We start from the raw sequence: 25,365 nt of genomic DNA on the forward strand, positions 1-25,365 counted from the left end.
CGAAGCGACGCGGCAATCCAGAAAGCCACAAGCTCGGCAAGAACTGGATTGCTTCGTCGCAAGGGCTCCTCGCAATGACGGGGGTTGAACCATCGCGCGGCTGTTGCCGACCCAGCAGATGTGCTTCAATTCTGCCGGATCAATCTCCCTGGGACATGTCATGAGATCGTGGCTGACGGCAACATGGATGATCGCGGCGGCCTCCGCGGCCCAGGCACAGACCGCGCCGCCCGCCGCAACCGCCGCAAAGCCGAAGCCGGTCGCCACCGTGCCGGTCCGGCCGGCGCTGCAAACCCCCGCCGACACCGCCAATGCGATGGCGCAGGCCGAGCGGCTGGCGATCCAGTCGGACCTCGCCTGGGCCGGCGAATATAACGGCGCCATCAATGGCGAGGTCTCGGAGCGCATGGTCGGCGCAATCAAGACGTTCCAGAAATACAACAATGCCAAGCAGACCGGCGTGCTCAATCCACAGGAACGCGAGCTGCTGCGAGCGGCGGCGAAAAAGCGGCAGGAAAATGCCGGCTGGAAGATCGTCACCGACATGGTGACCGGCGCCCGGCTCGGCCTGCCCACGAAACTGGTGCCGCAACAGGCCAGCGACGCCAATGGCAGCAAATGGAGTTCGGCCAGCGGCACGATCCAGATTCAGCTCGCGCGCCGCAAAGAGGCCGCCCCCTCAACCGCCAAGCTCGCCGATCAGGAGAAGAAGGAGCCGCCCGGCCGCCGCATCGATTACAGCGTGGTCAAGCCGGATTTCTTCGTGCTGTCGGGCATGCAGGGACTGAAGAAATTCTACGTCCGCGGCGCCTTCCGCGACGACGAGGTGCGTATCCTCACCATCCTCTACGACCAGGCCACGGAAGGCACCATGGAGCCGGCGGTGATCGCGATGTCGTCGGCGTTCAATCCGTTTCCCGCCGGGGCGCAGGCCGCAGGCCCGCCGCCGCGCAAGAAGGTCGAATATGCCTCGGGCATCGTCGTCAGCGACGACGGCGCGATCGTCACCGACCGCCAGGCAGTCGATGGCTGCATGTCCATCGTGGTCGCCGGCCACGGCAACGCCGACAAGGCTGCCGAAGACAAGATGCACGACCTCGCGCTGCTGCGCGTCTACGGCGCGCGCGGGTTGAAGCCGGCGGGGCTTGGCAGCAGTACGCCGAAGAGCGGCGACATGGTTGGCATCAGCGATCCGCAGAGCCAGAATGGCGGGACCGCCGTCAGCGTCGTCAAGGCGGCAGTGACGACCGGCGCGGGCGGCGAGTTCGTATTATCGCCGGCGCCCGGCACGGGCTTCACCGGCGCAGGCTTCTTCAGCGGAGACGCCAAGCTGCTTGGCATTTTGCGACTGAAGGAAATCGTCGCCGTCCTGCCAACCGCGGCATCAACGCTGCAACCATCCCTGCTGCCGATCGACAGCGCGCGAGATTTCCTGAAAGCCAACGGCGTGGTCGCCTCCGACGCCACGACCGACGCGAAAGCGTCTATCGTGCGCGTGATCTGCGTGCGGAAGTAGCTCATGTCGTCCCGGACAAGTTCGCGCAGCGAACGCCGATCCGGGACCGATACCCTCCGCGCTCGCGGCTAACACGCCGGCTTCGAGAGCAGCCCAAAACAGATCGCCAGCATGTATGGGTACCGGCTTGCGCTCACGCTGACGCGCGAGCTTGCCGGGACGACAGGCTGCTACATCAGATCACCGGTAACCGGCGGCATCATCAAAAGCACATGCCCCATCAGCGCAACTACACTTTCAAGTTGAACTACACATTGCCCCCGGTAATTGCGTTCGCTCCGGCGCAAATAATGGCATTGCACGCGCAATAGGCCCATGATTGCCGCAATGCTGATTCGGACGTGCTGCGATCCCGCACTGTCCTGCCGATCGCGACCGATGCGTCCAGCCAAGAATAGTCCGCCGCACCAAGCGGCGTCGAATCGCACTGGCGACCAAGGTCATCCCATCGGCAACAGACAGGAATACATCATGCAAACCATCGTACTCGCCACCCAGAAAGGCGGCAGCGGCAAGAGCACGCTCGCGATCGGGCTCGCTCTGGCGGCGATGCAGGACGGCCATACCGTTAGGCTGATCGAGACCGATCCGCAGGGCACGCTGTCGAACTGGAAGCGGCGGCGCAATGACGCCGAACCCAGCGTCGAGCCGGTCGATGGCGTCGGCGAGATCGAGCAGCGGCTCGAGATCTTCGGCCGCAACGGCGTGACGCTGACGGTAATCGACACCGCCGGCGGCACCAGCGCCGTCACCACCGCGGCGATCCGCGCCGCCGACCTGTGCCTGATCCCGGTACGGCCGAGCCTCGCCGACATCGAAGCCGCCGCCCCGACGCTCAGTCTTGTGCGATCCTGCCATACGGCGTTCGGCTTCGTGCTGAACCAGACGCCGGTCCGCGGCCAGCGGATCGACAACGCCTCCACGGCGCTCGGCGAAGGCGAAGCCTTCGAGGCCGGCGGCGACGTCGCATTGCCCTTCATCGTGATGCGCAACGATCATCAGGACGCGCTCGGCATCGGCCTGTCCGTCACCGAATATGCCCCTGGCGGAAAATCCGCCGATGAAATCCGCGGGCTGTGGCAATGGGTATCGAACAAGCTCGGCCCGGTGGCGCCCGATACCGACCGCGTGCTATTCCGGGCCACGCCGCTGCCCGGTGTGCCTTCGATGTTTCGCTGACATCGCACGGCTCGGCGGCGCAACTTTTTGGCGGCCGGTGCGTCTATTGATCGCAGCGCGCCACCGCGCGCGTTTGGTCGAGGTGAGCCGTGCACGGCAGCAAGTTACGTGAAGCCATCCCGCTGGAGAGCGGCATCGTCGCCTCCAGCGTCTATGCCGGCGGCCGGCGGGTCGCCGATGTCGGGATCGAGGAGGCGCGGGAATGGGCCGCCAGGCCGGGCCATGTCGTGTGGATCGGCCTGTTTGAGCCCAGCGCCGAGTTGCTGGAGCGCGTGCGCGCCCAATTCGACCTGCATCCCCTCGCGATCGAGGATGCCGGCAAGGCGCACCAGCACCCCAAGGTCGAACAATATGGCGAGGCGCTGTTCGTCGTCGCGCGCACCGCGCAGATGGTCGACGGCGCGATCGCCTTCGGTGAGACGCACATCTTCGTCGGCCGCGGTTATGTCGTCTCGGTGCGCCACGGCGCCTCGGCCTCCTATGCCGCGGTGCGCGCGCGCTGCGAGGCGTGCCCGACGGTGCTGACCAATGGCGAGGACTACATCCTCTATGCCATCCTCGATTTTATCGTCGATAACTATTTGCCCGTGATCGAGGTGATCCAAACCGAGGTCGAGCAGCTCGAGGACCGCGTGCTGCGGCGGGTGCTGCATCATGACGAGGTCGAGCGGCTCTACAAGCTGCGCCGCGAATTGCTCAAGCTGCGCCGCGCCGCAGGCCCCCTGGTCGACGTCTGCAACCGGCTGGAGCACTCCGCGGTGCTGCCGATCGATGCCGAGATGCGGCCGCTGTTTCGCGACGTGCTCGATCACATCAAGCGCGCGCTGGAGGATATCGATTCGCTGCGCGAAGTGCTGGCCTTCGCGTTCGAGGCCAGCCTGATGTCGGGCCAGTCGCAACAGAACGAGATCACCAGGAAGCTGGCGGCCTGGGCGGCGATCCTCGCCGTGCCGACCGCCCTGGCCGGCATCTACGGCATGAATTTCGAACACATGCCGGAGCTGAAATGGGAATACGGCTACTACGTGGTGATCGGCACCATCGCGTCGGTGTGCGGATTTCTGTATCTGCGGTTTCGGCACTACGGCTGGCTGTGAGATAACTGCAGATGGCAGCGCGCGCTTTTTCTTCCCTCTCCCCCGCGCGAAGCTTCGCTTCGCTAGGTGGGAGAGGGTGGATCGAACCGCGCAGCGGTTCGAGACAGGTGAGGGGGCGCCACAGACTCTGAGCCCCGCGACCACCCTTCATCCGTCGCGGCTGCGCCGCGCCACCTTCTCCCACAAGGGGAGAAGGAAGAAAGCCCCCTCACCTTTGGCACTTCGGACACCAGAACGTCGATCGCCCGTTCTGCACGAAGCGTTTCACGACGCCCTCGCAGCCGTCGGTCTTGCAGGGCTCGCCCTCGCGGTCATAGACCTGAAACGAATGCTGGAAGTAGCCGAGTTCGCCGTCGGTCTGGCGATGATCGCGCAGCGACGAGCCGCCGGCCTTGATGGCAAGGTTTAGCACGTCGTGGATCGCGCCGACCAGCCGCGTGGCGCGGTCGGTCGGCTCGCCCTTCTTGGTCGACAACGTCGCCGCCAATCTTCGCGGCGACAGCTGCGACCGAAACAGGGCCTCGCAAACGTAGATGTTGCCGAGCCCCGCCACATTGCGCTGGTCGAGAAGCGCCGCCTTCAGGCTGGTCTTCTTGCCGGCCAGCGCACCCGCCAGCAAGGCGGCATCGAAGGCATTGCCGAGCGGCTCCGGGCCGATGTCTTTCAGGAACGGCTCGTGGTCGATATCGGCGCGGGCAAAGATCTTCATGAAGCCGAAGCGGCGCGGGTCGTTGTAGATCACGCTCGTGCCCGACGACATGTGGAACACGACATGGTCATGGGTGCGGTCGTCACTGCGCGGATGGTGGAAGGCGCCGGGCATCGCCGCGGTGCCGTCGGACACCACACGGAACGAGCCGGACATCCCCAGATGCATCAACAAAACGTCACCGGAACCGAGATCGGCTAGCAAATATTTTGCGCGCCGCGACAGGCTGGTGACCACCTGGCCGTCCAGCCTCGCCAGAAAGTCCGGCTGCAGCGGGAAACGCAGGTCCGGGCGGCGGGCTTCGGCGCGCAAAATGGTGGCGCCCTCCATCGCCGGCTGCAATCCGCGGCGCACGGTCTCGACTTCGGGCAGTTCCGGCATGTGCTATGTCATTCACCTTGAGGCGCTGACGTGATAGCGCCATTGCGGCGGCCACGCTATGGTCCGCCCGAAGAGGTTTTTTGGATGAAAACGATGGATCAGGCCGGCGAAACCACGCATTTCGGCTATCGGGACGTGCCCGTCGACGACAAGCAGACGCTGGTCAACGACGTCTTCCACAGCGTGGCCAAGCGCTACGACCTGATGAACGACCTGATGTCGATGGGTCTGCACCGGGTCTGGAAAGAGATCATGATCCAGGCGCTGAACCCGCCGCGCGCGGATACGCCGTTCGCGCTACTCGACGTCGCCGGCGGTACCGGCGACATTTCGTTCCGCGCGGCGAAAGCGTCGGGCTACGGCTTTCACGCCACCGTCTGCGATATCAACACCGGCATGATGGAAGTCGGCCGCGAACGCGCCATCAAGCACCAGCTCGAGGACCGCGTCGATTTCGTCGAGGGCAATGCCGAGGCGCTGCAATTCGCCGACAAGAGCTTCGACGCCTACACCATCGCCTTCGGCATCCGCAACGTGCCGCGCATCGACCGCGCGCTCAGCGAGGCCTACCGCGTGCTAAGACCGGGCAGCCGCTTCCTGTGCCTGGAATTCTCCACGGTGGACGTCCCCGGTCTCGACAAGATCTACGATACGTTCTCGTTCAGGCTGATCCCGCCGATGGGCAAGGCCGTCACCGGCGATGCCGAATCCTACCAGTATCTGGTGGAATCGATCCGCCAGTTTCCGAACCCCGCGGTGTTCTCCGACATGATCCGCGACGCCGGCTTCTCGCGCGTCAGTCATCAGGTGCTCACCGGCGGCATCGTCGCGCTGCATTCGGGCTGGCGTTTGTGATTTCAGCACTTACTCACATGGCGCGGCTTGCCCGCGCCGGCTTCGTGTTTGCCCGCGAGGGCGTGTTCGGCGTCGTCGATCCCTCTTTGGTGCCGCCCGGCGGCCAGTTGGCGATGCGGCTGGCGCGGCTGATCGAACGGCCCGGCGTGAAGTCCGGCGCGCGGCTGTCGGCCGCGCTGACGCGGCTTGGCCCCGCCTATCTCAAGCTCGGCCAGTTCCTGGCGACGCGGCCGGACGTGGTCGGCGTGGCGATGGCCCGCGATCTCGAAAGCCTGCAGGACCGGCTGCCGCCGTTCTCCATGACCGAGGCGGAAGACGTCGTCGCCGCCTCGCTGGAACGCCCGATGGCGCAGCTTTATACCAGCTTCAGCCCGCCGGTCGCCGCCGCCTCGATCGCTCAGGTACACCGCGCCGAAGTCGAGAAAAACGGCGTGCGCACCGAAGTCGCCGTCAAGGTGCTGCGCCCCAACGTCTCCGCGCAGTTCCGCCGCGACCTCGGCGATTTCATGTTCGTCGCGGCTCACGCCGAACAATACTCCGCCGAGGCCCGCCGTCTCCGCGTGATCGAGATCATCGACATCATGTCGCGCTCGGTGGCGATGGAGATGGATCTGCGGCTTGAGGCCGCCGCGCTGTCTGAGATGGCAGAGAACATCCAGAACGATCCGGACTTCCGCGTCCCCAAGGTCGACTGGGACCGCACCTCGCACAATGTGCTGACGATGGAGTGGATCGACGGCATCGCGCTGAACGACCACAAGCGCCTTGCCGAAGCGCAGGTCGACCTGCCCGATCTCGGCCGCAAGGTGATCCAGAGCTTCCTGCGCCACGCGCTGCGCGATGGCTTCTTCCACGCCGACATGCACCCCGGCAACCTGTTCCTGGACGACAGCGGGCGTCTCGTCGCGGTCGATTTCGGCATCATGGGCCGGCTCGGGCTCAACGAGCGACGCTTCCTGGCGGAAATCCTGCTCGGCTTCATCACCCGCGACTATCGCCGCGTGGCCGAGGTGCATTTCGAGGCGGGCTACGTCCCGGCGCATCATTCGGTGGAAAATTTCGCGCAGGCGATCCGCGCGATCGGCGAGCCGATCCACAACCGCACGGCCGAAGAAATCTCGATGGCCAAGCTGCTGACGCTGCTGCTCGAGGTCACCGGCCTGTTCGACATGCGGACCCGGCCGGAGCTGATCCTGCTGCAGAAGACCATGGTGGTGGTCGAGGGCGTCGCGCGCTCGTTCGATCCCAGGCTGGACATCTGGAAGGTCGCCGAGCCCGTGGTGCGCGAATGGATCGAGCGCAATCTCGGGCCGCTGGGCAAGATCCAAGGCGCGCTTTCCGGCGCCGGCGAACTCGGCCGCATCGTCTCCGGCCTGCCGGCGATTGCTACGCGCGCGGTGGCCGCGCTGGAGCAATTGGAGGAGATGAGCCGCAACGGGCTCCGGCTGGATCCCCAGACCATCGACGCCATCGCACGCGCCCGCGCCCGGCAATCGCGCTGGCGCACCATCGGCATCTGGGTGATCGCGCTGACCTTCATCGGGATCCTGCTGTCGGTCCGATGACGCCATGATTGCAATGCATGCATGATGTGCTAGCATTGCAATCACACCTCGACGGAGCCTGACATGGCCAGCCTGACGATCCGCAAGCTCGATGACGCCATCCGCGACGAATTGCGGCTGCGCGCCGCGCGCCACGGCCGCTCGGTCGAGGACGAGGTCCGCACCATTTTACGCGAGGCCTCGAGGCCCGACCGACCCTCGGCCGATGTCTCGCCGGCGACGCCGACCGACGACGTGCCGCGGGAAACGCTTCACGCCATCACCGGCCAGCCGCGCGTCACGCTGATCATCGGCGGCGGCATTGCGGCCTACAAGGCGCTCGACCTGATCCGGCGCCTGAAGGAGCGCGGCGTCCATGTGCGCGTCGTGCTGACCCGCGCCGCCACGCAGTTCGTCACGCCGCTGGCGGCGTCCGCGCTGGCGAATGAGCGCTGCTACACCGACCTGTTCGACCCGCAGAGCGAATTCGACGCCGGCCATATCAGGCTAGCGCGGCAGTGCGACCTGATCGTGGTCGCCCCCGCCACCGCCGACCTGATGGCCAAGATGGCCGGCGGCCATGCCGACGATCTGGCCACCGCAGTGCTTCTCGCGTCGGACAAACCGATTCTCATCGCGCCGGCAATGAACCCGCTGATGTGGAACAACGCGGCCACCCGCCGCAACGTCGCGCAGCTCGCACGCGACGGCGTCGCGATGATCGGTCCGAATGCCGGCGAGATGGCGGAGCGCAACGAGGCCGGCACCGGCCGCATGGCCGAGCCGACCGAAATCGCGGTCGCAGCGCTCGGCCTGCTGCGCGCGCCGCAGAGGCGATCCTTGGCCGGCAAGCGAGTGCTGATCACGGCCGGACCGACGCACGAGCCGATCGATCCGGTGCGCTATATCGCCAACCGCTCCTCGGGCAAGCAGGGCTTTGCCATTGCCGCTGCAGCCGCGGCGGCCGGCGCAGAGGTCATTCTCATCTCGGGTCCGGTCGAATTGAAAGATCCGCCAGGCGTCACCGTGAAGCGCGTCGAAGCCGCGCGCGACATGCTGGCCGCGGTCGAGGCGGCGCTGCCCGTTGATATCGCGATCTTCGCCGCAGCGGTGGCGGACTGGCGCGTCGTCAGCGAGGGCGCGCAGAAATTGAAGAAGGACGGCCGCGCGCTGCCGCCGCTGCAGCTCACCGAAAATCCCGACATCCTCGCGACGATTTCGAAACGCGCCGAGCATCGCCCGGCGCTGGTGATCGGCTTCGCCGCCGAAACCGAGCACCTGATCGACAACGCGAAAGCCAAGATCGCGCGCAAGGGCTGCGACTGGATCGTCGCCAACGACGTCTCGCCTTCCACCGGCATCATGGGCGGCGACAGCAACACCGTGCATCTCCTGACGCGCCACGATCAGGAGATCGCCGTCGAGATCGATGTCGAATCCTGGCAGCCGATGAGCAAGGACGGCGTCGCAGCCACGCTGGTGGCGCGGATTACCCAACACTTCGAGAAAGCCCGATCATGAGTGCCATCACCCTTGACGTCCAGCAGCTGCCGCATGGCCATGGCCTCGCACTGCCCGCCTACCAGACCGCACAGGCCGCCGGCCTCGACCTGCTCGCCGCCGTGCCGGAGAATGCGCCGCTGGTACTCGAATCCGGCAAGTACGCGATGGTGCCGACCGCGCTGACGATTGCCTTGCCGGCAGGCTATGAGGCGCAGGTCCGGCCGCGCTCCGGCCTCGCCGCCAAGCATGGCGTCACGGTACTGAATGCGCCCGGCACGATCGACGCCGACTATCGCGGCGAGATCGGCGTGCTCTTGATCAATCACGGCCCCGCTGCCTTCACGATCCAGCGTGGCGAACGCATCGCACAGATGGTGATCGCCGCCGTCGTGCGCGCGGAACTGGTGCCCGTTACCGTGCTCGGCGAAACCGACCGCGGCGCCGGCGGCTTTGGCTCCACGGGAAGATAGCGTGATCGGCTGAAGGCATCGCCGACGCTTGAGCGCGGCAGCGACGCTCCGTCACCTCTCCCCACCGGGGAGAGGTCGACCGGCGTAGCGCAGCGAAGCCGGGCGGGTGAGGGGCCGCGCTCCGTCGAGATGTTCCTGACCCCTCACCCGGATGTCCTCGCTTCGCTCACACATCCGACCTCTCCCTATGGGAGAGGTGTTCGAGCGCTATCTGAAACACCTTCCAGTTTTTTAGCCCGGCCGTTTTGCGTTCACGGTCTGGACTCTTACCCCTCGACTCCCGAACCAGCTATGGTCAGGCGATTCGCGGTGGGTGGGCGCCGATCGGGAAGACGTAGTTTGGGGCTATTGATGTCAGGCGTGATCGCGGCGATGCGTCGGACTTTGCTGTCATGTACCTCGCTGGTACGCGACGGGCTCGTGGGCCTGTCCGCGTCCGCCTTGCTGGTCACGACGGCCGCCGCCGCGGAACAGCAAGGCGCGCTGGCGGCGCTGCTCGACCTCGACCGCCAGGAAATCGCCGCGCTGACGCTGGCGCCGGCCATTCTCGCCTTTTCCGTTCTTGCCACCATCCTCTTGATGCGGACGCGGATTCGCGCGGCGCGCACCGAAGCGACATTACGCACCGAATTGCATACGCTGCAGGTGGAGGCCGACCGTTTTCGCGCGCTATTATTTGCCGAGCCGCAGGTGTTGATATCCTGGGCCGCCGGCGACAGCCGGCCGGAAATATCCGGCGATTCCTCGCTGGTGATGTCGCAGGATCCGCAGAACCATCAGCCGCAGCGCATCCTGGCTTTCGGAACCTGGCTGCCGCCGGAACCGGCGCTGCAGCTCGACAACGCCGTCAATGCGCTGCTCGATGCCGGCGAGGGCTTCCTGCTCAACCTCACCACCTCCACCGGCCGGGCCATCGAGGCGGTCGGCCGCGCAATCGGCGGCCAGGCCATCGTGCGAATCCGCGAATTGAGCGGGCTGCGCCGCGAACTCGCCGAGATGACGTTGCGCCACAAGGAACTGGCCGAGGAGACCGACACGCTGCGCGGCTTCGCCAACGCCGCCCCCTGGCCGATCTGGACGAGGCGCGCAGGCACGCTGACCTTCGCCAACGCCGCCTATGCCCGCGCCACCGAGGCCAGCAGCCCGCGCGATGCCATCGAACGCAATCTCGAACTGCTCGACAGCGACGACCGCAACAACCTCGCGCGCGCGCTGAACGACAACCAGCCGTTTTCGGCGCGCGTGCCGATCGTGATTTTCGGCGAGCGCCGGATCTATGACGTCCATGCACTGAACATCTCCGGCGCCAGCGCCGGCATGGCGATCGACGCTTCCGAGGCCGCCGCGCTGTCGGCTGCACTGGTGCGGATGGCGGAAGCGCATCGCCGCACGCTCGACCAGCTATCGTCCGGCGTAGCCGTGTTCGACGCGCAGCGGCGGCTGTCGTTCTACAACGACTCCTATCGTCGGCTGTGGGACCTCGACCGTGTCTTCCTCGACAACAACCCGGACGATTCCAGCGTGCTGGATCGCCTGCGCGCCGCGCGAAAACTTCCCGAACAGCCGAATTTTCGCGAGTGGAAGGCGCGGCTGCACGAAGCCTATCGCGCCGTCGAACCGGCCAAGGACATCTGGTACCTGCCGGACGGCCGCGCCCTCAGCATCGTCACCACGCCGAATCCCGAAGGCGGCGTCACCTATCTGTTCGACGACGTCACCGAGAGCCTGGAACTGGCGCGCCGCTTCGACGGCCTGATCCGCGTGCAGCGCGAGACGCTCGACAACCTCGCCGAAGCCGTCGCGGTGTTCGGCAGCAACGGCCGCGCGCAATTGTTCAATCCGGCCTTTGCACGGATGTGGAAATTGTCCGACGAGGCGATGCAGCAGCATCCGCATATCGAACTGGTTGAATCCTGGTGCCGGCCGCTGTTCGACGACGGTCCGACTTGGCAGGCGCTGCGCGGCGCCATCACCGGGATCGAGAACCGCGTCGCGGTGCCGCTCAAGCTGGAGCGCAAGGACGGCAGCGTGCTCGACTGCATGACCATGCCACTGCCCGACGGCGCCACCATGCTGACGTTCCAGGACATCTCGGACGCCGAGAATGTCGAGCGCGCGCTGCGCGAACGCAACGAGGCGCTGGAAGCCGCAGACCAGATGAAGGTGGATTTCGTCCACCACGTCTCCTACGAACTGCGCTCGCCGCTCACTACGATCATCGGCTTCGCTCATCTCTTGAGCGATCCGATCACCGGCCCCTTGATGCCGAAGCAGGCGGAATACCTCGAATACATCACCACCTCGACCGGCGCGCTGCTGGCGATCATCAATAACATTCTCGATCTCGCCACCATCGACGCCGGCGCGATGACGCTGAATCTGGGCCCGATCGACATCCGCAAGACCATCGAGGACGCCGCCGAAGGCATTCAGGACCGGCTGGCGCGCGACCGCATCGCGCTGCAGGTCAATGCCGATTCGACCATCGGCAACTTCACCGGCGACGAACGCCGCGTCGTACAGGTGCTATACAATCTGCTGGCCAATGCGGTCGGCTTCTCGCCGCAGGATTCGGTGATCACGCTGACGGCGGAGCGCACCGAACATAATGTTCGCTTCATGGTGACCGACCGCGGCCCCGGCATCCCGCCCGAGGTCAAGGACAAGGTGTTCGACTGGTTCGAGAGCCACGCCAACGGCTCGCGGCATCGCGGCGCCGGTCTCGGCCTGTCGCTGGTGCGCTCCTTCGTCGAACTGCACGGCGGCAAGGTTCGCGTCGACTCGGTCGTCGGCAAAGGGACCACGGTGACCTGCGACTTCCCGCTCGACCAGACCGCGCATCGCAACGCTGCCGAATGAACGCCCCCGTCTCCCTTTTGGTCGCGCTGGCCGACGAGACCGCCACCGCGCATCTGATGGCCGATCTCGCGCTGCTGATCGGCGCCGGCGACGTCATCACGCTGTCGGGCGATCTCGGCGCCGGCAAGACCGCGGCAGCGCGCGCGATGATCCGCTACCTCGCCGGCGACGACGAGCTGGAAGTGCCGAGCCCGACCTTCACGCTGGCGCAGAGCTACGAGCTGCCGTCGTTCCCGCTGGTGCATGCCGACCTCTATCGCATCAACGATCCCAGTGAGCTCGAGGAGATCGGCCTGTCGCCGCTGCCCGATGGTGTCGTCGTGCTGATCGAATGGCCGGAGCGCGCGAGCGCCCTGATGCCGGAAGACCGCATCGACATCGCGCTCAGCCACCGTCCGGCGCTGGGATCCTCCGCCCGCGCCGCCGAGATCACCGGCTATGGCACCGGTGCTGCCGTGGTGGCGCGGTTGCAGGGCTTACGCGAATTTCTCGATGGCGCCCGCCATCTCGACGATCGCCGCGTGCGGATGGCCGGCGACGCCTCGACGCGCTCTTATGCGCGGCTGATCCGCGACGACGGCGTCTTCATCCTGATGAACGCGCCGAAGCGGCCGGATGGCGCCGCGATCTATGCCGGAAAATCCTACAGCGCGGCGGTGCATCTGGCGGAGGACGTCCGCCCCTTCGTCGCGATCGCCAACGGCCTGCGCGCGCACGGCATTTCCGCGCCTGCGATCCACCATGCAGATCTCGATACGGGCTTCCTGATTACCGAGGATTTCGGCACCGCGGCCTTCATCGAGGGCACGCCGCCGGCGCCCATCCCGGAGCGCTACCAGGCCGCTACCGACATGCTGGTGGCACTGCACATGCAGCCACTGCCGGAGACGCTGCCGCTGCTGCCGCATCAGGACTACGCGATCCCGGTATTCGATACCGAGGCGCTGCTGATCGAGGTCGGGCTGATGCCGGAATGGTATCTGCCGGATCGCGACGCGGTGCCGACGCCGGCATTGCGCGACGAATTCTTCGCGATGTGGCGCGAACTGCTGGCGAAGCCCGCCGCGGCGCCGCGGACCTGGGTGCTGCGCGACTTCCATTCGCCGAACCTGATCTGGCTGGAGGACCGCGACGGCACTCGCCGGGTCGGGGTGATCGACTTCCAGGACACCGTGCTCGGTCCCGCCGCCTATGATCTCGTGTCGCTGCTGCAGGATGCCCGCATCGACGTGCCGGAGCCGCTCGAGCTCGCTATGCTGACGCGCTACATCAAGGCGCGGCTGGCAGCCGAGCCCGGCTTCGACCCCGCCGGCTTTGCCGAGCTCTATGCCATCATGTCGGCGCAGCGCAACACGCGGCTGCTCGGCACCTTCGCGCGGCTCAACCGCCGCGACGGAAAGCCGCATTATCTGAAGCACCAGCCGCGGCTGTGGACCTACCTCAACCGCTCGCTGGCGCATCCGACGCTGGCGCCGTTTCGCGGCTGGTACGCGGCCCATGTGCCGCCGCCGCAGGGCTGAGCCCTTCCTTTTACCATTCGTTAGCCAAGGCGGCCGTAGTTTGACGGTACCAGCCTGCCAAGCGGGCGGCTTTGTATCGGGATGGTCAGCGGCAATGGCGGTGGAACGGCGCAAAGGCGAACGGGTGGTGTTCGAGCGCGGCTTTCCCGCGCATATAATGGGCATCGACGGCACCTGGCGCCGCGCCTGCATCATGGAAGACATCTCCGAAACCGGCGCCAAACTGACGGTGGCAAGCTCGGTCGAAGGCCTGCATCTGAAAGAATTTTTCCTGCTGCTGTCCTCGACTGGCTTGGCCTATCGGCGTTGCGAACTGGCCTGGGTCAATGGCGACCAGATCGGCGTCAATTTCCTGAAACCTTCCGAGAAAAAGAAGATGGCCGCGCGACGGCCGGAGAACCAGGACGCCGTCTGAAAGCGGCGGGAGGGAACAAGCGCGTCGCGCCTTTGTCATGCCAGAACCCTATGGCTGGATCGTTTAGGCCATCGTGCCCGCCCTGTGCTAGATTCGCTGATGTTTGAACCCGATTATCCCGCCGAGACCGTTTCATTATGCCCGTGACCCCCACCCAAGCGATGGTCCTTGCCGCCGGCCTCGGCCTGCGGATGCGACCGCTCACCGATCACATGCCCAAGCCGCTGGTGAAGGTCGCGGGATCAGCCCTGCTCGACCATGTGCTCGACAAGCTGGCCGACGCCGGCGTGACGAATGCGGTCGTCAACGTGCACTATCTCGGCGAGCAGATCATCGACCATGTCGCGGCACGCTCACAGCCGAAGGTGACGATTTCCGACGAGCGCGACCAGGTGCTCGGCACCGGCGGGGCTGTCGTCAAGGCGCTGCCTCTGCTGGGCCAGGCGCCGTTCTATCACCTCAACGCCGATACGATGTGGATCGACGGCGTGCGGCCGAACCTTTCGCGCCTCGCCGAGGCGTTCGATCCCGAAACCATGGACGCATTGCTGCTGATGGCGCCGACCGCCGACAGCATCGGCTATGGCGGCACCGGCGACTACGCGATGCTGCCGAACGGCGCGCTGCGCCGCCGCAAGGAAGCCCAGGTGGTGCCGTTCGTCTATGCCGGCGTCGCGATCCTGTCGCCGGCACTGTTCGTGGACGCGCCCGCCGGGGAATTCTCGCTGACCAAACTGTTCGACCGCGCCAACGAGCAGGAACGCCTGTTCGGCCTGCGCATGGACGGTTTGTGGATGCACGTCGGCACGCCGGATGCGGTACAGGCCGCTGAAGAAGCGTTTTTGGCCAGCGTGGCGTGAAGAGCTAACCCGAACTCGACTCGATCGACGACGCGCTGACACCTCTCCCCACCGGGGAGAGGTAAGAACTCCCGTCACCCTGCTACCCGTGTCATGATACAGCCTGACCGCGAATCAGGGGTTTCATGCGCGTATTCACCATTCCCGCCTCAAGCCCGTTCCTGCGCACGCTGATCACCGCGCTGGTCGATGGCCGGCTGGTCGATGGCTTTGCCCCGCGCGCGCAGCCGGAACTGCTGGCTGGTGCCACGCTGTATCTACCCACGCGCCGCGCCGGGCGCATGGCGCGCGAGATCTTTCTCGACGTGCTCGACACCGACGCCGTGGTGCTGCCGCGCATCGTCACCTTCAACGACATCGACGAAGACGAGATCGAATTCGCGCAGGAAGCGCCGCAGACCCGGTTCGCCGAACTCGACGCGCTGCCCGCGCTCGACGGCCTGCCGCGCCGCCTGCTGCTGGCGCAGCTAATCGCGGCCTGGGCGAAGCGCATCACGCCCGACAATCCCGCACAGGCGCCGCTGGTGGTCGGCGGCCCGGCCTCGACGCTGAAGCTCGCCGATGATCTCGCGCGGCTGATGGACGACATGGTGACGCGCAAGGTCGACTGGGCGGCGCTCGACGGCCTCGTGCCCGACGCGCTCGACCGCTACTGGCAGCTGACGCTGCAGTTCCTCAACATCGCCCGCGAAGTCTGGCCGGACATCCTGAAGGCCGACGGCAAGATCGAGCCCGCAGCGCGGCGCGACATCCTGATCGAAGCGGAAGCCGCGCGGTTGACGGCGCATCATCAGGGGCCGGTGATCGCCGCCGGCTCGACCGGCTCGATGCCGGCGACCGCCAAGTTTCTGCGCGCCATCGCCGACCTGCCGAACGGCGCCGTGGTGCTACCGGGGCTGGACACCGATCTAGATGATGCCGCGTGGCAGTTGATCGGCGGCTCCGACGACGCGCCGCCCTCGTCGAATCATCCGCAATTCGCGATGCACGGCCTGCTCGCCCGCTTCGGTATCAAGCGGAGCGACGTCGAAATTCTCGGCGCTGCATCCGGCCGAGAGTTGCTGGCCTCCGAACTGATGCGGCCATCCAATGCGACCGCACAATGGCACAAGCGGCTCGCCGAACCGGCCGTCGCGCAGGCGATCGACAGCGGCATGACGAGGCTCGCGGTGATCGCCGCCGCCAACCCCGAAATGGAAGCACTGGCGATCGCGGTGGCGATGCGCGAGGCGCGCGAACTCGACCTTTCCGCCGCGCTGGTGACGCCCGATCGCGCGCTGGCGCGCCGCGTGATGGCCGCACTCGGGCGCTGGAATCTGGAGTTCGACGATTCCGGCGGCGACGCCCTGATGGATACGCCGCATGGCATTTTCGCGCGCCTCGCCGCGGAAGCCGCCGCCGAAGGGCTGCAGCCCGCGACCCTGCTGGCGCTGCTGAAGCATCCGCTGCTGCGGCTCGGCCGGGCCGCCGATGGCTGGCGCCACGAGATCCAGACGCTGGAAATGGCGCTGCTGCGCGGCACCCGCCCGGAAGCGCAGAGCGCAGGCCTGGCGCAGGATTTTGCGCGCTATCGTCATGAACTCGCCGAGTTGAAAGGCGGTCGTCCCTCCGCGCTGCACCCGTCCGAGCCGCGCGCCAGACTCAATGACCAGCGACTCGACGACGCGCAGCAGTTGATCGCGCAGTTGCGGGCCGCGCTGGCGCCGCTGGAAAACCTCGACCGCTTCAAGCCGCACGACTTTGCCGAGCTTGCCGCTCGGCATCAGGCCGTGATCGCGACGCTGTCGCGCAACGACGCCGAACTCGCCGTCGCGTTCGACGGCCATCAGGGCATCGCCCTGACCCGCGCCTTCGACGAACTGCTCGGCGATCGCGCCGACGACAAGATCACGCAGAGCGGCCTGATGGTGCCGCTCAACGACTACGCCGAAGTGTTCCACACCGCGTTCGGCGACAAGACCGTGCGGCGGCCGGAAGTCGCCCACGCAAGACTGCGGATCTACGGCCCGCTCGAAGCGCGGCTGACGCAGAACGACCGCATCATTATCGGCGGGCTCGTCGAAGGCATCTGGCCGCCGGCGCCGCGGATCGACCCGTGGCTGAGCCGGCCGATGCGTCACGAACTCAAGCTCGATCTGCCGGAGCGCCGCATCGGCCTGTCCGCGCATGACTTCGCGCAATTGCTCGGCGCAAACGACGTGATCCTCAGCCATGCCGCCAAGGTCGGCGGCGCGCCGGCGGTGGCGTCGCGCTTCCTGCACCGGCTGGAAGCCGTCGCCGGCCAGCACCGCTGGGACGCCGCGGTGAAAGCCGGTGAGAAATATATCGACCACGCCAATGAGCTCGACCGCCCGGCGACCGTCACGCCGATTGCGCAGCCTTCGCCAAGGCCGCCGCGCGCGGCACGGCCGCTGAAGCTGTCGGTCACAGCGATCGAGGACTGGCTGCGCGATCCCTATACGATCTACGCGAAATACATCTTGCGGCTGGCGCCGCTCGACCCCGTCGACATGCCCCTGTCGGCCGCCGACAGGGGATCGGCGATCCACAATGCGCTCGGCGATTTCACGGAAAGATTCAGTGCCGCTTTGCCCGAGCATCCCGCGCGCGAATTGCGCGAGATCGGCCGCAAGCACTTTTTGCCGCTGATGACGCGGCCGGAGGCGCAGGCGCTCTGGTGGCCGCGTTTCCTGCGCATTGCCGACTGGTTCGCCAACTGGGAAATCGAGCGGCGCGGCGACGTCTCCGGCATCATCGCCGAGCAGCAAGGCAAGATCCAGATCCCGCTCGACAGCGGCCGGATCTTCGAACTCTCGGCGCGCGCCGACCGCATCGAGCGTCGCGCCGACCGCACCTTTGCGATCCTCGACTACAAGACCGGCCAGCCGCCGACCGGCAAGCAGGTCCGCATGGGCCTGTCGCCGCAGCTGACGCTGGAAGCCGCGATCCTGCGCGAGGGCGGCTTCGATACCATTCCGGCCGGATCCTCGGTGAGCGAACTCACTTACGTGCGGCTCAGCGGCAACAATCCGCCCGGCGAAGAGAAGATTCTTGAGTTGAAGATCGAGCGCAAGGACGAGGCGCAATTTCCCGACGACGCCGCAATCGAGGCGCGGCAGAAGCTGGAAACGCTGATCCTGAAATTCGAGGACGAGACCACGCCATACAATTCGCTAAGTCTCTCGATGTGGTCGAACCGCTACGGCAGCTATGACGATCTGGCGCGGATCAAGGAATGGTCGGCCGCCGGCGATGCGGGAGCGGAATCATGAGCGGCCCACGCCTCATTCCCGACGAAGCGCGACTGAAGCAGACCCGCGCGTCCGATCCCACCGCTTCGGTGTTCGTTTCGGCGAATGCCGGCTCCGGCAAGACCTATGTGCTGGTCAACCGCGTGATCCGGCTGCTGCTCGCCAACGTGCCGCCGGAAAAGATACTCTGCGTCACCTTCACCAAGGCCGCAGCCGCCAACATGGCCGAGCGCGTGTTCACCACGCTCGGCCACTGGGTGACGCTGAAAGACGACGAACTCGACACCGCGATCCGCAACGCCGGCATCCCGAACCCGAATGAAAAATTGCGGATGCGGGCGCGCGAATTGTTTGCCTGCGCGCTGGAGACGCCGGGCGGACTGAAGGTGCAGACCATCCATGCGCTGTGCACGCGGCTGCTGCAGCAGTTTCCGTTTGAGGCCAATGTGCCGGCACGGTTCAGCGTGCTCGACGACCGCGACCAGAACGAAATGATGGAAAGGGGCTCGCTGGCGGTACTGCTGAAGGCCGCCGCCGATCCCGACAGTGCGGAGGGCCGCGCTCTCGCGCTGGCCATGACGTCCGCCGCCGACGTCACCTTCCGCGACGTGGTGCGCGAGGCGTCCTTGAACCGCGACCAGTTTTTGGCCTGGACGGGACGCGCCGGCAGCACGGAGGCCGCGATGGCGCAGCTCTCCGCCGCGCTCGGCGTCACGCCGAATGACACGTCCGCGGCGATCGAGCTCGAAATGGTCGACGGCCCGCATCTGCCGCAGCGGCGCTGGAAGGAAGCGGCGGAGGTTTTCGCCACCGGTACCAAGACCGACAATGACCAGGCCGACCGGCTGCGCGAGGCGCTGGACCTCAACGGCAGCACGCAGGTCGACAAGTACCTGCAGGTGTTCTTCACCGGCACGATGGAGCCGCGCAAGGCGCTGGCGACCAAGAAGATCGTCGAAGCCCATCCCGGCCTCACATATTCCTTGAAGAGCGAATGCGAGCGCTTGAGCGCGCTGCTGGCGCGCCGCCGCGCCGTGCTGATGCGCGACCGTACGCGAGCGCTGCTGGTGATCGCCGGTGGCGTCGCCGCCAGCTACGCGCGCGAAAAACAGGAGCGCGGCCTGCTCGATTACGACGACCTGATCGACAAGACGCTGTCCATGCTCGACAACGTCTCGTCCGCCTGGGTGCATTACAAGCTCGACCGCGGCGTCGACCATGTGCTGATCGACGAGGCGCAGGACACCAGCCCGCGGCAGTGGGACATCGTCACCCATCTGATCTCGGAATTCACCTCCGGCGAAGGCGCGCGCGACGGCACCAAGCGCACCATCTTCGCGGTCGGCGACGAGAAGCAGTCGATCTTCTCGTTCCAGGGCGCCGCCCCCCGCGAATTCGACGAGCGCCGCCGCGCGCTGGAGAGCCGCTTCAAGGGCGCCGGCCACACTTTCGATCCCGTCGCCTTCACCTATTCGTTCCGCTCCGGGGCGGCGATCCTGCAATCGGTCGACCACGTCTTTCGCGACGAAACGATCTATCGCAGCATCCACAATGTCGGCGCCTATCCAGTGCACCAATCCTTGGACGATGCCGGCCCGAGCCTGATCGACCTGTGGGAATTGCAGGAGCCGGAAAAGCGCGACGCGATCGAGGGCTGGCAGGCGCCGTTCGACAACGTCGCCGAGACCAGCCCCGAAGTTCAGCTCGCGCGACGCGTACAGGCCGAGATCAAAACACTGATCGCCGACGGTACGCCGACCGGCCCGAAGGGCCGGCGTCGCGCGTTGCGCTATGGCGACGTGCTGGTGCTGGTGCGGCGCCGCGGCAAGGCGTTCAACGCCATCATCCAGGCGCTGAAACACGCCGGCATTCCGGTCGCCGGCGCGGACCGGCTGAAGCTCACCGAGCACATCGCGATCATCGACCTGATGCATCTCGCCGACGCGCTGCTGCTGCCGCAGGACGATCTGGCGCTCGCGGTAGCGCTGAAGAGCCCGCTGTTCGGGCTCGACGATGACGATCTGTTCAAGCTGGCTTACCAGCGCCAGAGCACGCTTCGCGCCGCGCTGGATAAACAGGCCGAGGGCGATGCGAAACTCACCGGCGCGCTGACGCGGCTGCAGGAATGCGAGCGCCGCGTCTTTGCCGAGACGCCGTTCGCCTTCTACGCCTGGCTGCTTGGCGGCGATGGCGGCCGCGCGCACATGCTGCGCCGGCTCGGCCATGAGGCCAATGACGCGCTCGACGAATTCCTCGAACTGGCGCTGGGCTTTGAGCAGAAGGCGCCGGCGTCCTTGCAGGGCTTCATCGCCTGGCTGCGCGCCGCCGATACCGAGGTGAAGCGCGACATGGAGATCACGCGCGACGAAGTCCGCGTGATGACCGTGCACGGCGCCAAGGGACTGGAAGCGCCGGTCGTGTTCCTGGTCGATACGACATCGTCGCCCTCCGACACCCAGCGGCTCAATCTGATCCATTTGCCACAGGGCAACGCGGCGCCGCAGGGGCCGGGCGTGGTGGTATGGGCCGGTCGCAAGGGCGACGATCCGCCCGTTGTCGCCGAGGCGCGCGCCAAAATGGTCGGCGAGACCGAGGATGAATATCGCCGCCTGCTCTATGTCGCGATGACCCGCGCCGCCGACCGGCTGATCGTCGGCGGCTGCATGCCCGGCAATCGCAACGAGGTCCGGCCGCTCAGTTGGTACGACCTGATCCTCAAGGGGCTGGAGAATTCCGGCCTGCAGATGCAGAACGTGCCGCCGCCGGACGGCGTGGTGAAGCGCTATACGAGGCTTGAGGACGGCGTGCCGGAAGCGGCTGTGGCCTCAACGCCCGAAGCGGTCGCGCCGGTCGCGTTGCCGCCTTGGCTACGGCTGTCGGTGCCCGCGTCACCGCGCCGGCAAAACTTTCTGCGGCCATCCGATCCCGCCGACGACGACCATGGCATGCGCCCCGGCGAATCGGACGCCGACCGCGCCCGTGCGCGGCAGCGCGGCACGCTGGTGCACCGGCTGCTGCAATCGCTGCCCGATCTCGTAGCCGAACGCCGGCTGGAGGCGGCGGCGCGCTATCTGGCCCGCAACGCCGGCACCTGGAGCGATGCCGACCGCGACGCGCTGGCCGCGCGGGTGCTGGGGCTGATCGGCGATCCCCGCTTTGCCGACCTCTTTGCGCCCGGCAGCCGCGCCGAGGTCTCGATCGTCGGCCGGCTGACGCGCCACGGCGAGCCGGTCACCGTGTCCGGCCAGATCGACCGGCTGGTGGTGACGCCCAAAGAGGTCTGGATCGTCGACTACAAGACCAACCACGCCCCGCCGCGGCGGGCGGACGAGGCGCCGGACGCCTATGTCCGGCAGCTCGGGCTATATCGCGCGGTGCTGGCGAAATTATACAAGGCAAAGCCCGTCCGCGCCGCGCTGCTCTGGACCGAAACCCCTGAAATCATGGAACTTTCCGCACCTGCGCTGGACGCAGCGCTGGCCGGCATCATCTCGCAGTGAGCGCGCCTTGACCCGGCCGGGGTGCGTTCATAGGTTGGATGGCATCGTCCCAGCGCGATTCTTTCGGCGCTTTCTCCAGACATCACGAGGACCATCATGGCCGTTGGCAAGGTTTCAGACGCCGATTTCGAAGCGGAAGTGCTCAAGGCGACCGGCCCGGTGGTCGTCGATTTCTGGGCCGAATGGTGCGGCCCCTGCCGCATGATCGCGCCGGCGCTGGACGAGATTTCCACCGCTTTGGGCGACAAGGTCACCATCCTGAAGCTGAATGTCGACGAGAACCCGAAGACCGCCTCGAAGTATGGCGTGATGTCGATCCCGACGCTGATGATCTTCAAGGACGGCGAGATGGCCTCGCGCCAGGTCGGCGCCGCGCCGAAGCAGAAGCTGCAACAGTGGATCACCGCCGCAACCTGATGCGTTCGGTTGGATCGTGATTTTAACGGCCGGTGACCATGTCACCGGCCGTTTTGTTTGTTCACCTCTCCCCTCTAGCGAAGCTTCGCTTCGCGCGGGGGAGAGGTCGACCGGCGAAGCCGGGCGGGTGACGGGGCTATGCTCCACAGATAGTCCGGAACCCCTCACCCGGATGTACTCGCTGCGCTCGCACATCCGACCTCTCCCTACGGGAGAGGTGAACAGCGCGCCGCCGCCCCTATCTGATCCAACCCGTCGCCAGCGCGCTGGCCCAGTCGTCGCGGCCGTTGGCGCAAGCGAGATCGGCCATCGCCTGGTTGACATACGGCACCTGACGATACGTCACCTGCCAGGCGTCGCCGCGCTGCTCGAGGATCGCGTAAGCCGCGTCCGGCGTGCCGGTCTCCACCGCATGCGGATACGGTGCTATGTCGCGATAGCCGGGGCCGCCGACGCTGCCGGGATTGACGATCATCCTTCCGTCGCGAAGTTTCACCGTGCGCGGGATATGCGAATGCGCGCACAGGATCAGCGACTGCGCGATGCCGTGGGCCTTTGCCTCGATCGCCTCGATCGCCGCCATGTGTACCACGCCGTCCGGCGTCACCGCTTCCAGCCAGTAGGTGTTGTCGTCGGCCGGCGTGGCGTGACACAGATAGACGGCGTCGCGATACACGACGCTGAACGGCAGCGCGCGCAGCCAGTCGAGATGCTTTTCTTCGAGCTGGCCATGTGAGAAGCGATCCGACGGATACATGTCGTCGAGCGCATAGTCGGTTAGATAGCGATCATGGTTGCCGCGCACGCAGGGCGCGTCCATCGCCATCATGATGTCGATGGTGCGTTTTGCGTCGAGCGGGCCGCTCGCCATGTCGCCGAGATTGACGATGTCGGTGATGCCCTGCGCCTTGATATCCGCCAGCACGGCTTCCAATGCGAGATAGTTGCCGTGCACGTCGGCGATCGCAGCAAAGCGCATCGGTACTCCTGAGTTTACGTGGGCGGCGTGCCGTTGTCGGCGAGCACGTGGCCGGCCAGATACAGCGAGCCGGCAATCAGGATACGCGGCGGTACCTCATAGGCAAGCCTGGTCAGCGCGTGCAGCGCCGACGCCACATCGGCTGCGATCTCGACCCGCATGCCGAGGCTGCGCGCGGCATCGGCCAGCGCCTGCGGAGTCATGGCGCCGCTGCGCTCGGGAATCGGCACCGCGATGATATGCCGGGTGAGCCCGGCGAAATTGCCGAGAAAGCCCGCCGCATCCTTGTTGGCCATCATGCCGGTGATCACCACCAGCGGGCGCGGCACCCGCTCTTCGAGATCGCCGAGCGCTGCTGCGACGACGCGGCCGCCATCGACATTGTGGCCGCCGTCCAGCCAGATTTCGGAGTCCGGCGGCGCCATCTCCACCAGCCGGCCCATTGACAGCCGCTGCATCCGCGCCGGCCATTCGGCGCGCGCCACACCCGCCTCGAACGCGGCATGGTCGATCCTGAACAGATCGATCGCGCGCAAGGTCGCGATCGCCAGCCCGGCATTGCCGAACTGGTGGCGGCCGAACAGTTTTGGCGCGGCGAGATCCATCAACCCGCGATCGTCCTGATAGACGAGACGCCCGCGCTCGATGCTGACATGCCACTCCTGCCCGGCAAAATGCGTCGGCGCGTGCAGTTGTCGCGCGGTCTGCTCGATCACGGCGGCGGCTTCCGGTAACTGCTCGGCGGAGATCACCGGCACCCGGCGCTTGAGGATGCCGGCCTTCTCGGCCGCTATCTTCACGAGCGTGTCCCCGAGAAAATCGGTGTGGTCGATGCCAATCGGCGTCAACACGCAGGCGGCAGGCCTGTCGATGACGTTGGTCGCGTCCAGCCTTCCGCCGAGACCGGTCTCCAGCAGCACGACGTCGGCAGGATGTTTCGCAAACAGCAGGAACGCCGCGGCGGTTTCGACTTCGAACAACGTGATCGGCGCGCCGGCATTGATGCGCTCGACCTGCTGCAGCGTCGCCAGCAATTCGTCGTCGCCGACCAGCGTGCCGGCCAGGCGAATCATCTCGTTGAGGCGGACCAGAGGCGGCGAGGCGTAGACATGGACGCGCAGACCGGCGGCCTCGGCGATCGCGCGCAGATACGCGATGGTCGAGCCCTTGCCATTGGTGCCGGCGACATGGATGACCGGCGGCAGATGTCGTTCGGGGTAATCGAGTTGCGCCAGCAGCCGCGTCATGCGGTCGAGCGACAGGTCGATGGCGCGGGGGTGCAGCGCCGACAGCCGCGTCAGGATGTCACCGAGCGGCGACGGCGACGCGGCGTTCATGGTCACGCGTGAGCGGCCGGCGTTTCCGCGCTGATTTCGATCTCGGCAGGCTCATCGACCGGCGCGACGCGCGGCACGAGGTCGATCGCTGGCGACTTCGTCAGGATGCGGCACAGCCGGGCCAGCGTCGGCTTCAGGTCGTGGCGGTGCACGACCATGTCGATCATGCCGTGCTCCTTGAGATACTCCGCACGCTGGAAGCCCTCCGGCAGCTTTTCGCGGATGGTCTGCTCGATCACGCGGGCGCCGGCAAAGCCGATCAGCGCGCCGGGCTCGGCGATCTGCACGTCGCCCAGCATCGCGTAAGAGGCGGTGACACCGCCGGTGGTCGGGTTGGTCAGCACCACGATGTAGGGCAGCCCGGCATCGCGCAGCATCTGCACGCCGACGGTCGAGCGCGGCAATTGCATCAGCGACAGGATGCCTTCCTGCATCCGCGCGCCGCCGGAGGCCGCAAACACGATGCACGGCGCTTTCTTTTCGACGGCGAGCTCGAACGCCCGCACCAGCGCTTCGCCAGCCGCCATGCCGAGCGAGCCGCCCATGAAGTCGAAATCTTGCACGGCGACGACGGCGCCGGCGCCCTCGATCTTGCCGTAACCGACCTTCACCGAATCCTTCATGCTGGTCTTGGCGCGCGCATCCTTGATGCGATCGGCATATTTCCGCTCGTCGCGGAATTTCAGCGGATCGGCGGTCACTTCGGGCACCGCGATGTCGAACCAGGTCTCGTTGTCGAATATCGACTTCAGCCGCGCCACGGCGCCCATCCGCATGTGATAGTTCGAGCCGGGAATCACGAACTGGTTCTGTTCGACGTCCTTGTAGAACACCAATTGCCCGGTGTCGGGGCACTTGATCCACAAATTTTCCGGCGTTTCGCGGCGCAAAATGCTGCGAATCTTCGGCCGGACGACGTTGGTAAGCCAGTTCATCTTGTTCTCCGCGTCGCTCAGGGGGCGTCGCTAGGGTC

General features: G+C 66.3%; 18 protein-coding genes. 14 read left to right on the top strand and 4 right to left on the bottom strand.

Translation table 11 applies throughout. The features are described 5' to 3' along the window. Positions 1-160 precede the first annotated feature (160 nt). The 3 genes from FIU28_RS00735 (at position 161) to corA (ending at position 3,792) form a co-directional block, all read left to right on the top strand. Entirely contained in the window at positions 161-1,516 is a 1,356-nt protein-coding gene (locus tag FIU28_RS00735) for a serine protease (RefSeq protein WP_143571206.1), read from the top strand. Positions 1,517-1,987: 471 nt separating this feature from the next. Further along, a complete protein-coding gene (locus FIU28_RS00740) occupies positions 1,988-2,695 on the top strand; it encodes a ParA family protein (protein WP_143571207.1) in 708 nt (235 codons plus the stop codon). An 89-nt stretch (positions 2,696-2,784) separates the two neighbouring features. Beyond that, on the top strand, positions 2,785-3,792 hold the full coding sequence (corA, locus tag FIU28_RS00745) for a magnesium/cobalt transporter CorA (RefSeq protein ID WP_143571208.1): 1,008 nt from the start codon (positions 2,785-2,787) through the stop codon (positions 3,790-3,792). A 208-nt stretch (positions 3,793-4,000) separates the two neighbouring features. Here corA and mutM read toward each other — a convergent pair whose 3' ends face one another. Next, positions 4,001-4,882, bottom strand: a complete 882-nt coding sequence (gene mutM, locus FIU28_RS00750; protein ID WP_143571209.1) for a bifunctional DNA-formamidopyrimidine glycosylase/DNA-(apurinic or apyrimidinic site) lyase — start codon at positions 4,880-4,882, stop codon at positions 4,001-4,003. A 93-nt stretch (positions 4,883-4,975) separates the two neighbouring features. Between mutM and ubiE the strand changes: the two genes are divergently transcribed. The 11 genes from ubiE to trxA all read left to right on the top strand — a co-directional run bounded on the left by ubiE (position 4,976) and on the right by trxA (position 22,076). After that, positions 4,976-5,737 (top strand): bifunctional demethylmenaquinone methyltransferase/2-methoxy-6-polyprenyl-1,4-benzoquinol methylase UbiE, encoded by a 762-nt coding sequence (gene ubiE / locus FIU28_RS00755; protein WP_143575970.1) that lies wholly within the window; start codon positions 4,976-4,978, stop codon positions 5,735-5,737. Next, positions 5,734-7,302 (top strand): 2-polyprenylphenol 6-hydroxylase, encoded by a 1,569-nt coding sequence (gene ubiB, locus FIU28_RS00760; RefSeq protein WP_143571210.1) that lies wholly within the window; start codon positions 5,734-5,736, stop codon positions 7,300-7,302. Before ubiE ends, ubiB begins: the two co-directional genes overlap by 4 nt. A gap of 63 nt (positions 7,303-7,365) precedes the next feature. Next, the gene (coaBC, locus tag FIU28_RS00765) at positions 7,366-8,802 is read left to right on the top strand and encodes a bifunctional phosphopantothenoylcysteine decarboxylase/phosphopantothenate--cysteine ligase CoaBC (protein ID WP_143571211.1); all 1,437 of its coding nucleotides are present in this window, start codon (positions 7,366-7,368) and stop codon (positions 8,800-8,802) included. Further along, positions 8,799-9,254, top strand: coding sequence for a dUTP diphosphatase (gene dut, locus FIU28_RS00770; RefSeq protein ID WP_441351261.1), 456 nt, complete (start codon positions 8,799-8,801; stop codon positions 9,252-9,254). The genes coaBC and dut overlap by 4 nt, the downstream gene beginning before the upstream one ends. Before the next feature lie 351 nt (positions 9,255-9,605). Next, positions 9,606-12,113, top strand: a complete 2,508-nt coding sequence (locus FIU28_RS00775) for a sensor histidine kinase (RefSeq protein ID WP_143571213.1) — start codon at positions 9,606-9,608, stop codon at positions 12,111-12,113. Further along, positions 12,110-13,633 carry a tRNA (adenosine(37)-N6)-threonylcarbamoyltransferase complex ATPase subunit type 1 TsaE gene (gene tsaE / locus FIU28_RS00780; RefSeq protein ID WP_143571214.1) on the top strand — a complete coding sequence of 508 codons (1,524 nt, stop codon included), beginning with the start codon at positions 12,110-12,112 and terminating at the stop codon, positions 13,631-13,633. The genes FIU28_RS00775 and tsaE overlap by 4 nt, the downstream gene beginning before the upstream one ends. Before the next feature lie 94 nt (positions 13,634-13,727). Beyond that, on the top strand, positions 13,728-14,048 hold the full coding sequence (locus tag FIU28_RS00785; RefSeq protein ID WP_143571215.1) for a PilZ domain-containing protein: 321 nt from the start codon (positions 13,728-13,730) through the stop codon (positions 14,046-14,048). 137 nt (positions 14,049-14,185) lie between these two features. After that, positions 14,186-14,908 carry a nucleotidyltransferase family protein gene (locus FIU28_RS00790; RefSeq protein WP_143571216.1) on the top strand — a complete coding sequence of 241 codons (723 nt, stop codon included), beginning with the start codon at positions 14,186-14,188 and terminating at the stop codon, positions 14,906-14,908. Between the two features lie 125 nt (positions 14,909-15,033). Then, on the top strand, positions 15,034-18,180 hold the full coding sequence (gene addB / locus FIU28_RS00795; protein ID WP_143571217.1) for a double-strand break repair protein AddB: 3,147 nt from the start codon (positions 15,034-15,036) through the stop codon (positions 18,178-18,180). Then, complete coding sequence (gene addA / locus FIU28_RS00800) at positions 18,177-21,659, top strand: double-strand break repair helicase AddA (RefSeq protein ID WP_143571218.1); 3,483 nt, start codon at positions 18,177-18,179, stop codon at positions 21,657-21,659. Before addB ends, addA begins: the two co-directional genes overlap by 4 nt. A gap of 96 nt (positions 21,660-21,755) precedes the next feature. Continuing rightward, positions 21,756-22,076, top strand: coding sequence for a thioredoxin (trxA, locus tag FIU28_RS00805; RefSeq protein WP_143571219.1), 321 nt, complete (start codon positions 21,756-21,758; stop codon positions 22,074-22,076). A 238-nt stretch (positions 22,077-22,314) separates the two neighbouring features. On the opposite strand, the gene FIU28_RS00810 is transcribed toward trxA, so the two are convergent. Genes FIU28_RS00810 through accD form a run of 3 tightly spaced genes read right to left on the bottom strand, consistent with a single transcriptional unit; the run spans position 22,315 to position 25,327 of the window. Continuing rightward, positions 22,315-23,055 carry a metallophosphoesterase family protein gene (locus tag FIU28_RS00810; RefSeq protein WP_143571220.1) on the bottom strand — a complete coding sequence of 247 codons (741 nt, stop codon included), beginning with the start codon at positions 23,053-23,055 and terminating at the stop codon, positions 22,315-22,317. Between the two features lie 14 nt (positions 23,056-23,069). Further along, positions 23,070-24,392, bottom strand: a complete 1,323-nt coding sequence (locus FIU28_RS00815; RefSeq protein ID WP_143575971.1) for a bifunctional folylpolyglutamate synthase/dihydrofolate synthase — start codon at positions 24,390-24,392, stop codon at positions 23,070-23,072. Positions 24,393-24,394: 2 nt separating this feature from the next. After that, positions 24,395-25,327: an acetyl-CoA carboxylase, carboxyltransferase subunit beta gene (gene accD / locus FIU28_RS00820; protein WP_143571221.1), complete on the bottom strand. Its 933-nt coding sequence runs from the start codon at positions 25,325-25,327 to the stop codon at positions 24,395-24,397. Positions 25,328-25,365: the final 38 nt, after the last annotated feature.

The sequence above is a fragment of the Tardiphaga sp. vice154 genome (genome assembly GCF_007018645.1).
Lineage (GTDB): Bacteria > Pseudomonadota > Alphaproteobacteria > Rhizobiales > Xanthobacteraceae > Tardiphaga.

Bases quoted from the DNA above. Each gene is read 5' to 3' on its own strand.
- FIU28_RS00735 (WP_143571206.1), top strand. From the start codon at position 161: ATGAGATCGTGGCTGACGGCAACATGGATGATCGCGGCGGCCTCCGCG.
- FIU28_RS00740 (WP_143571207.1), top strand. From the start codon at position 1,988: ATGCAAACCATCGTACTCGCCACCCAGAAAGGCGGCAGCGGCAAGAGC.
- mutM (WP_143571209.1), bottom strand. From the start codon at position 4,882: ATGCCGGAACTGCCCGAAGTCGAGACCGTGCGCCGCGGATTGCAGCCG.
- ubiE (WP_143575970.1), top strand. From the start codon at position 4,976: ATGGATCAGGCCGGCGAAACCACGCATTTCGGCTATCGGGACGTGCCC.
- coaBC (WP_143571211.1), top strand. From the start codon at position 7,366: ATGGCCAGCCTGACGATCCGCAAGCTCGATGACGCCATCCGCGACGAA.
- dut (WP_441351261.1), top strand. From the start codon at position 8,799: ATGAGTGCCATCACCCTTGACGTCCAGCAGCTGCCGCATGGCCATGGC.
- FIU28_RS00775 (WP_143571213.1), top strand. From the start codon at position 9,606: ATGTCAGGCGTGATCGCGGCGATGCGTCGGACTTTGCTGTCATGTACC.
- tsaE (WP_143571214.1), top strand. From the start codon at position 12,110: ATGAACGCCCCCGTCTCCCTTTTGGTCGCGCTGGCCGACGAGACCGCC.
- FIU28_RS00785 (WP_143571215.1), top strand. From the start codon at position 13,728: ATGGCGGTGGAACGGCGCAAAGGCGAACGGGTGGTGTTCGAGCGCGGC.
- FIU28_RS00790 (WP_143571216.1), top strand. From the start codon at position 14,186: ATGCCCGTGACCCCCACCCAAGCGATGGTCCTTGCCGCCGGCCTCGGC.
- addB (WP_143571217.1), top strand. From the start codon at position 15,034: ATGCGCGTATTCACCATTCCCGCCTCAAGCCCGTTCCTGCGCACGCTG.
- addA (WP_143571218.1), top strand. From the start codon at position 18,177: ATGAGCGGCCCACGCCTCATTCCCGACGAAGCGCGACTGAAGCAGACC.
- trxA (WP_143571219.1), top strand. From the start codon at position 21,756: ATGGCCGTTGGCAAGGTTTCAGACGCCGATTTCGAAGCGGAAGTGCTC.
- FIU28_RS00810 (WP_143571220.1), bottom strand. From the start codon at position 23,055: ATGCGCTTTGCTGCGATCGCCGACGTGCACGGCAACTATCTCGCATTG.
- FIU28_RS00815 (WP_143575971.1), bottom strand. From the start codon at position 24,392: ATGAACGCCGCGTCGCCGTCGCCGCTCGGTGACATCCTGACGCGGCTG.
- accD (WP_143571221.1), bottom strand. From the start codon at position 25,327: ATGAACTGGCTTACCAACGTCGTCCGGCCGAAGATTCGCAGCATTTTG.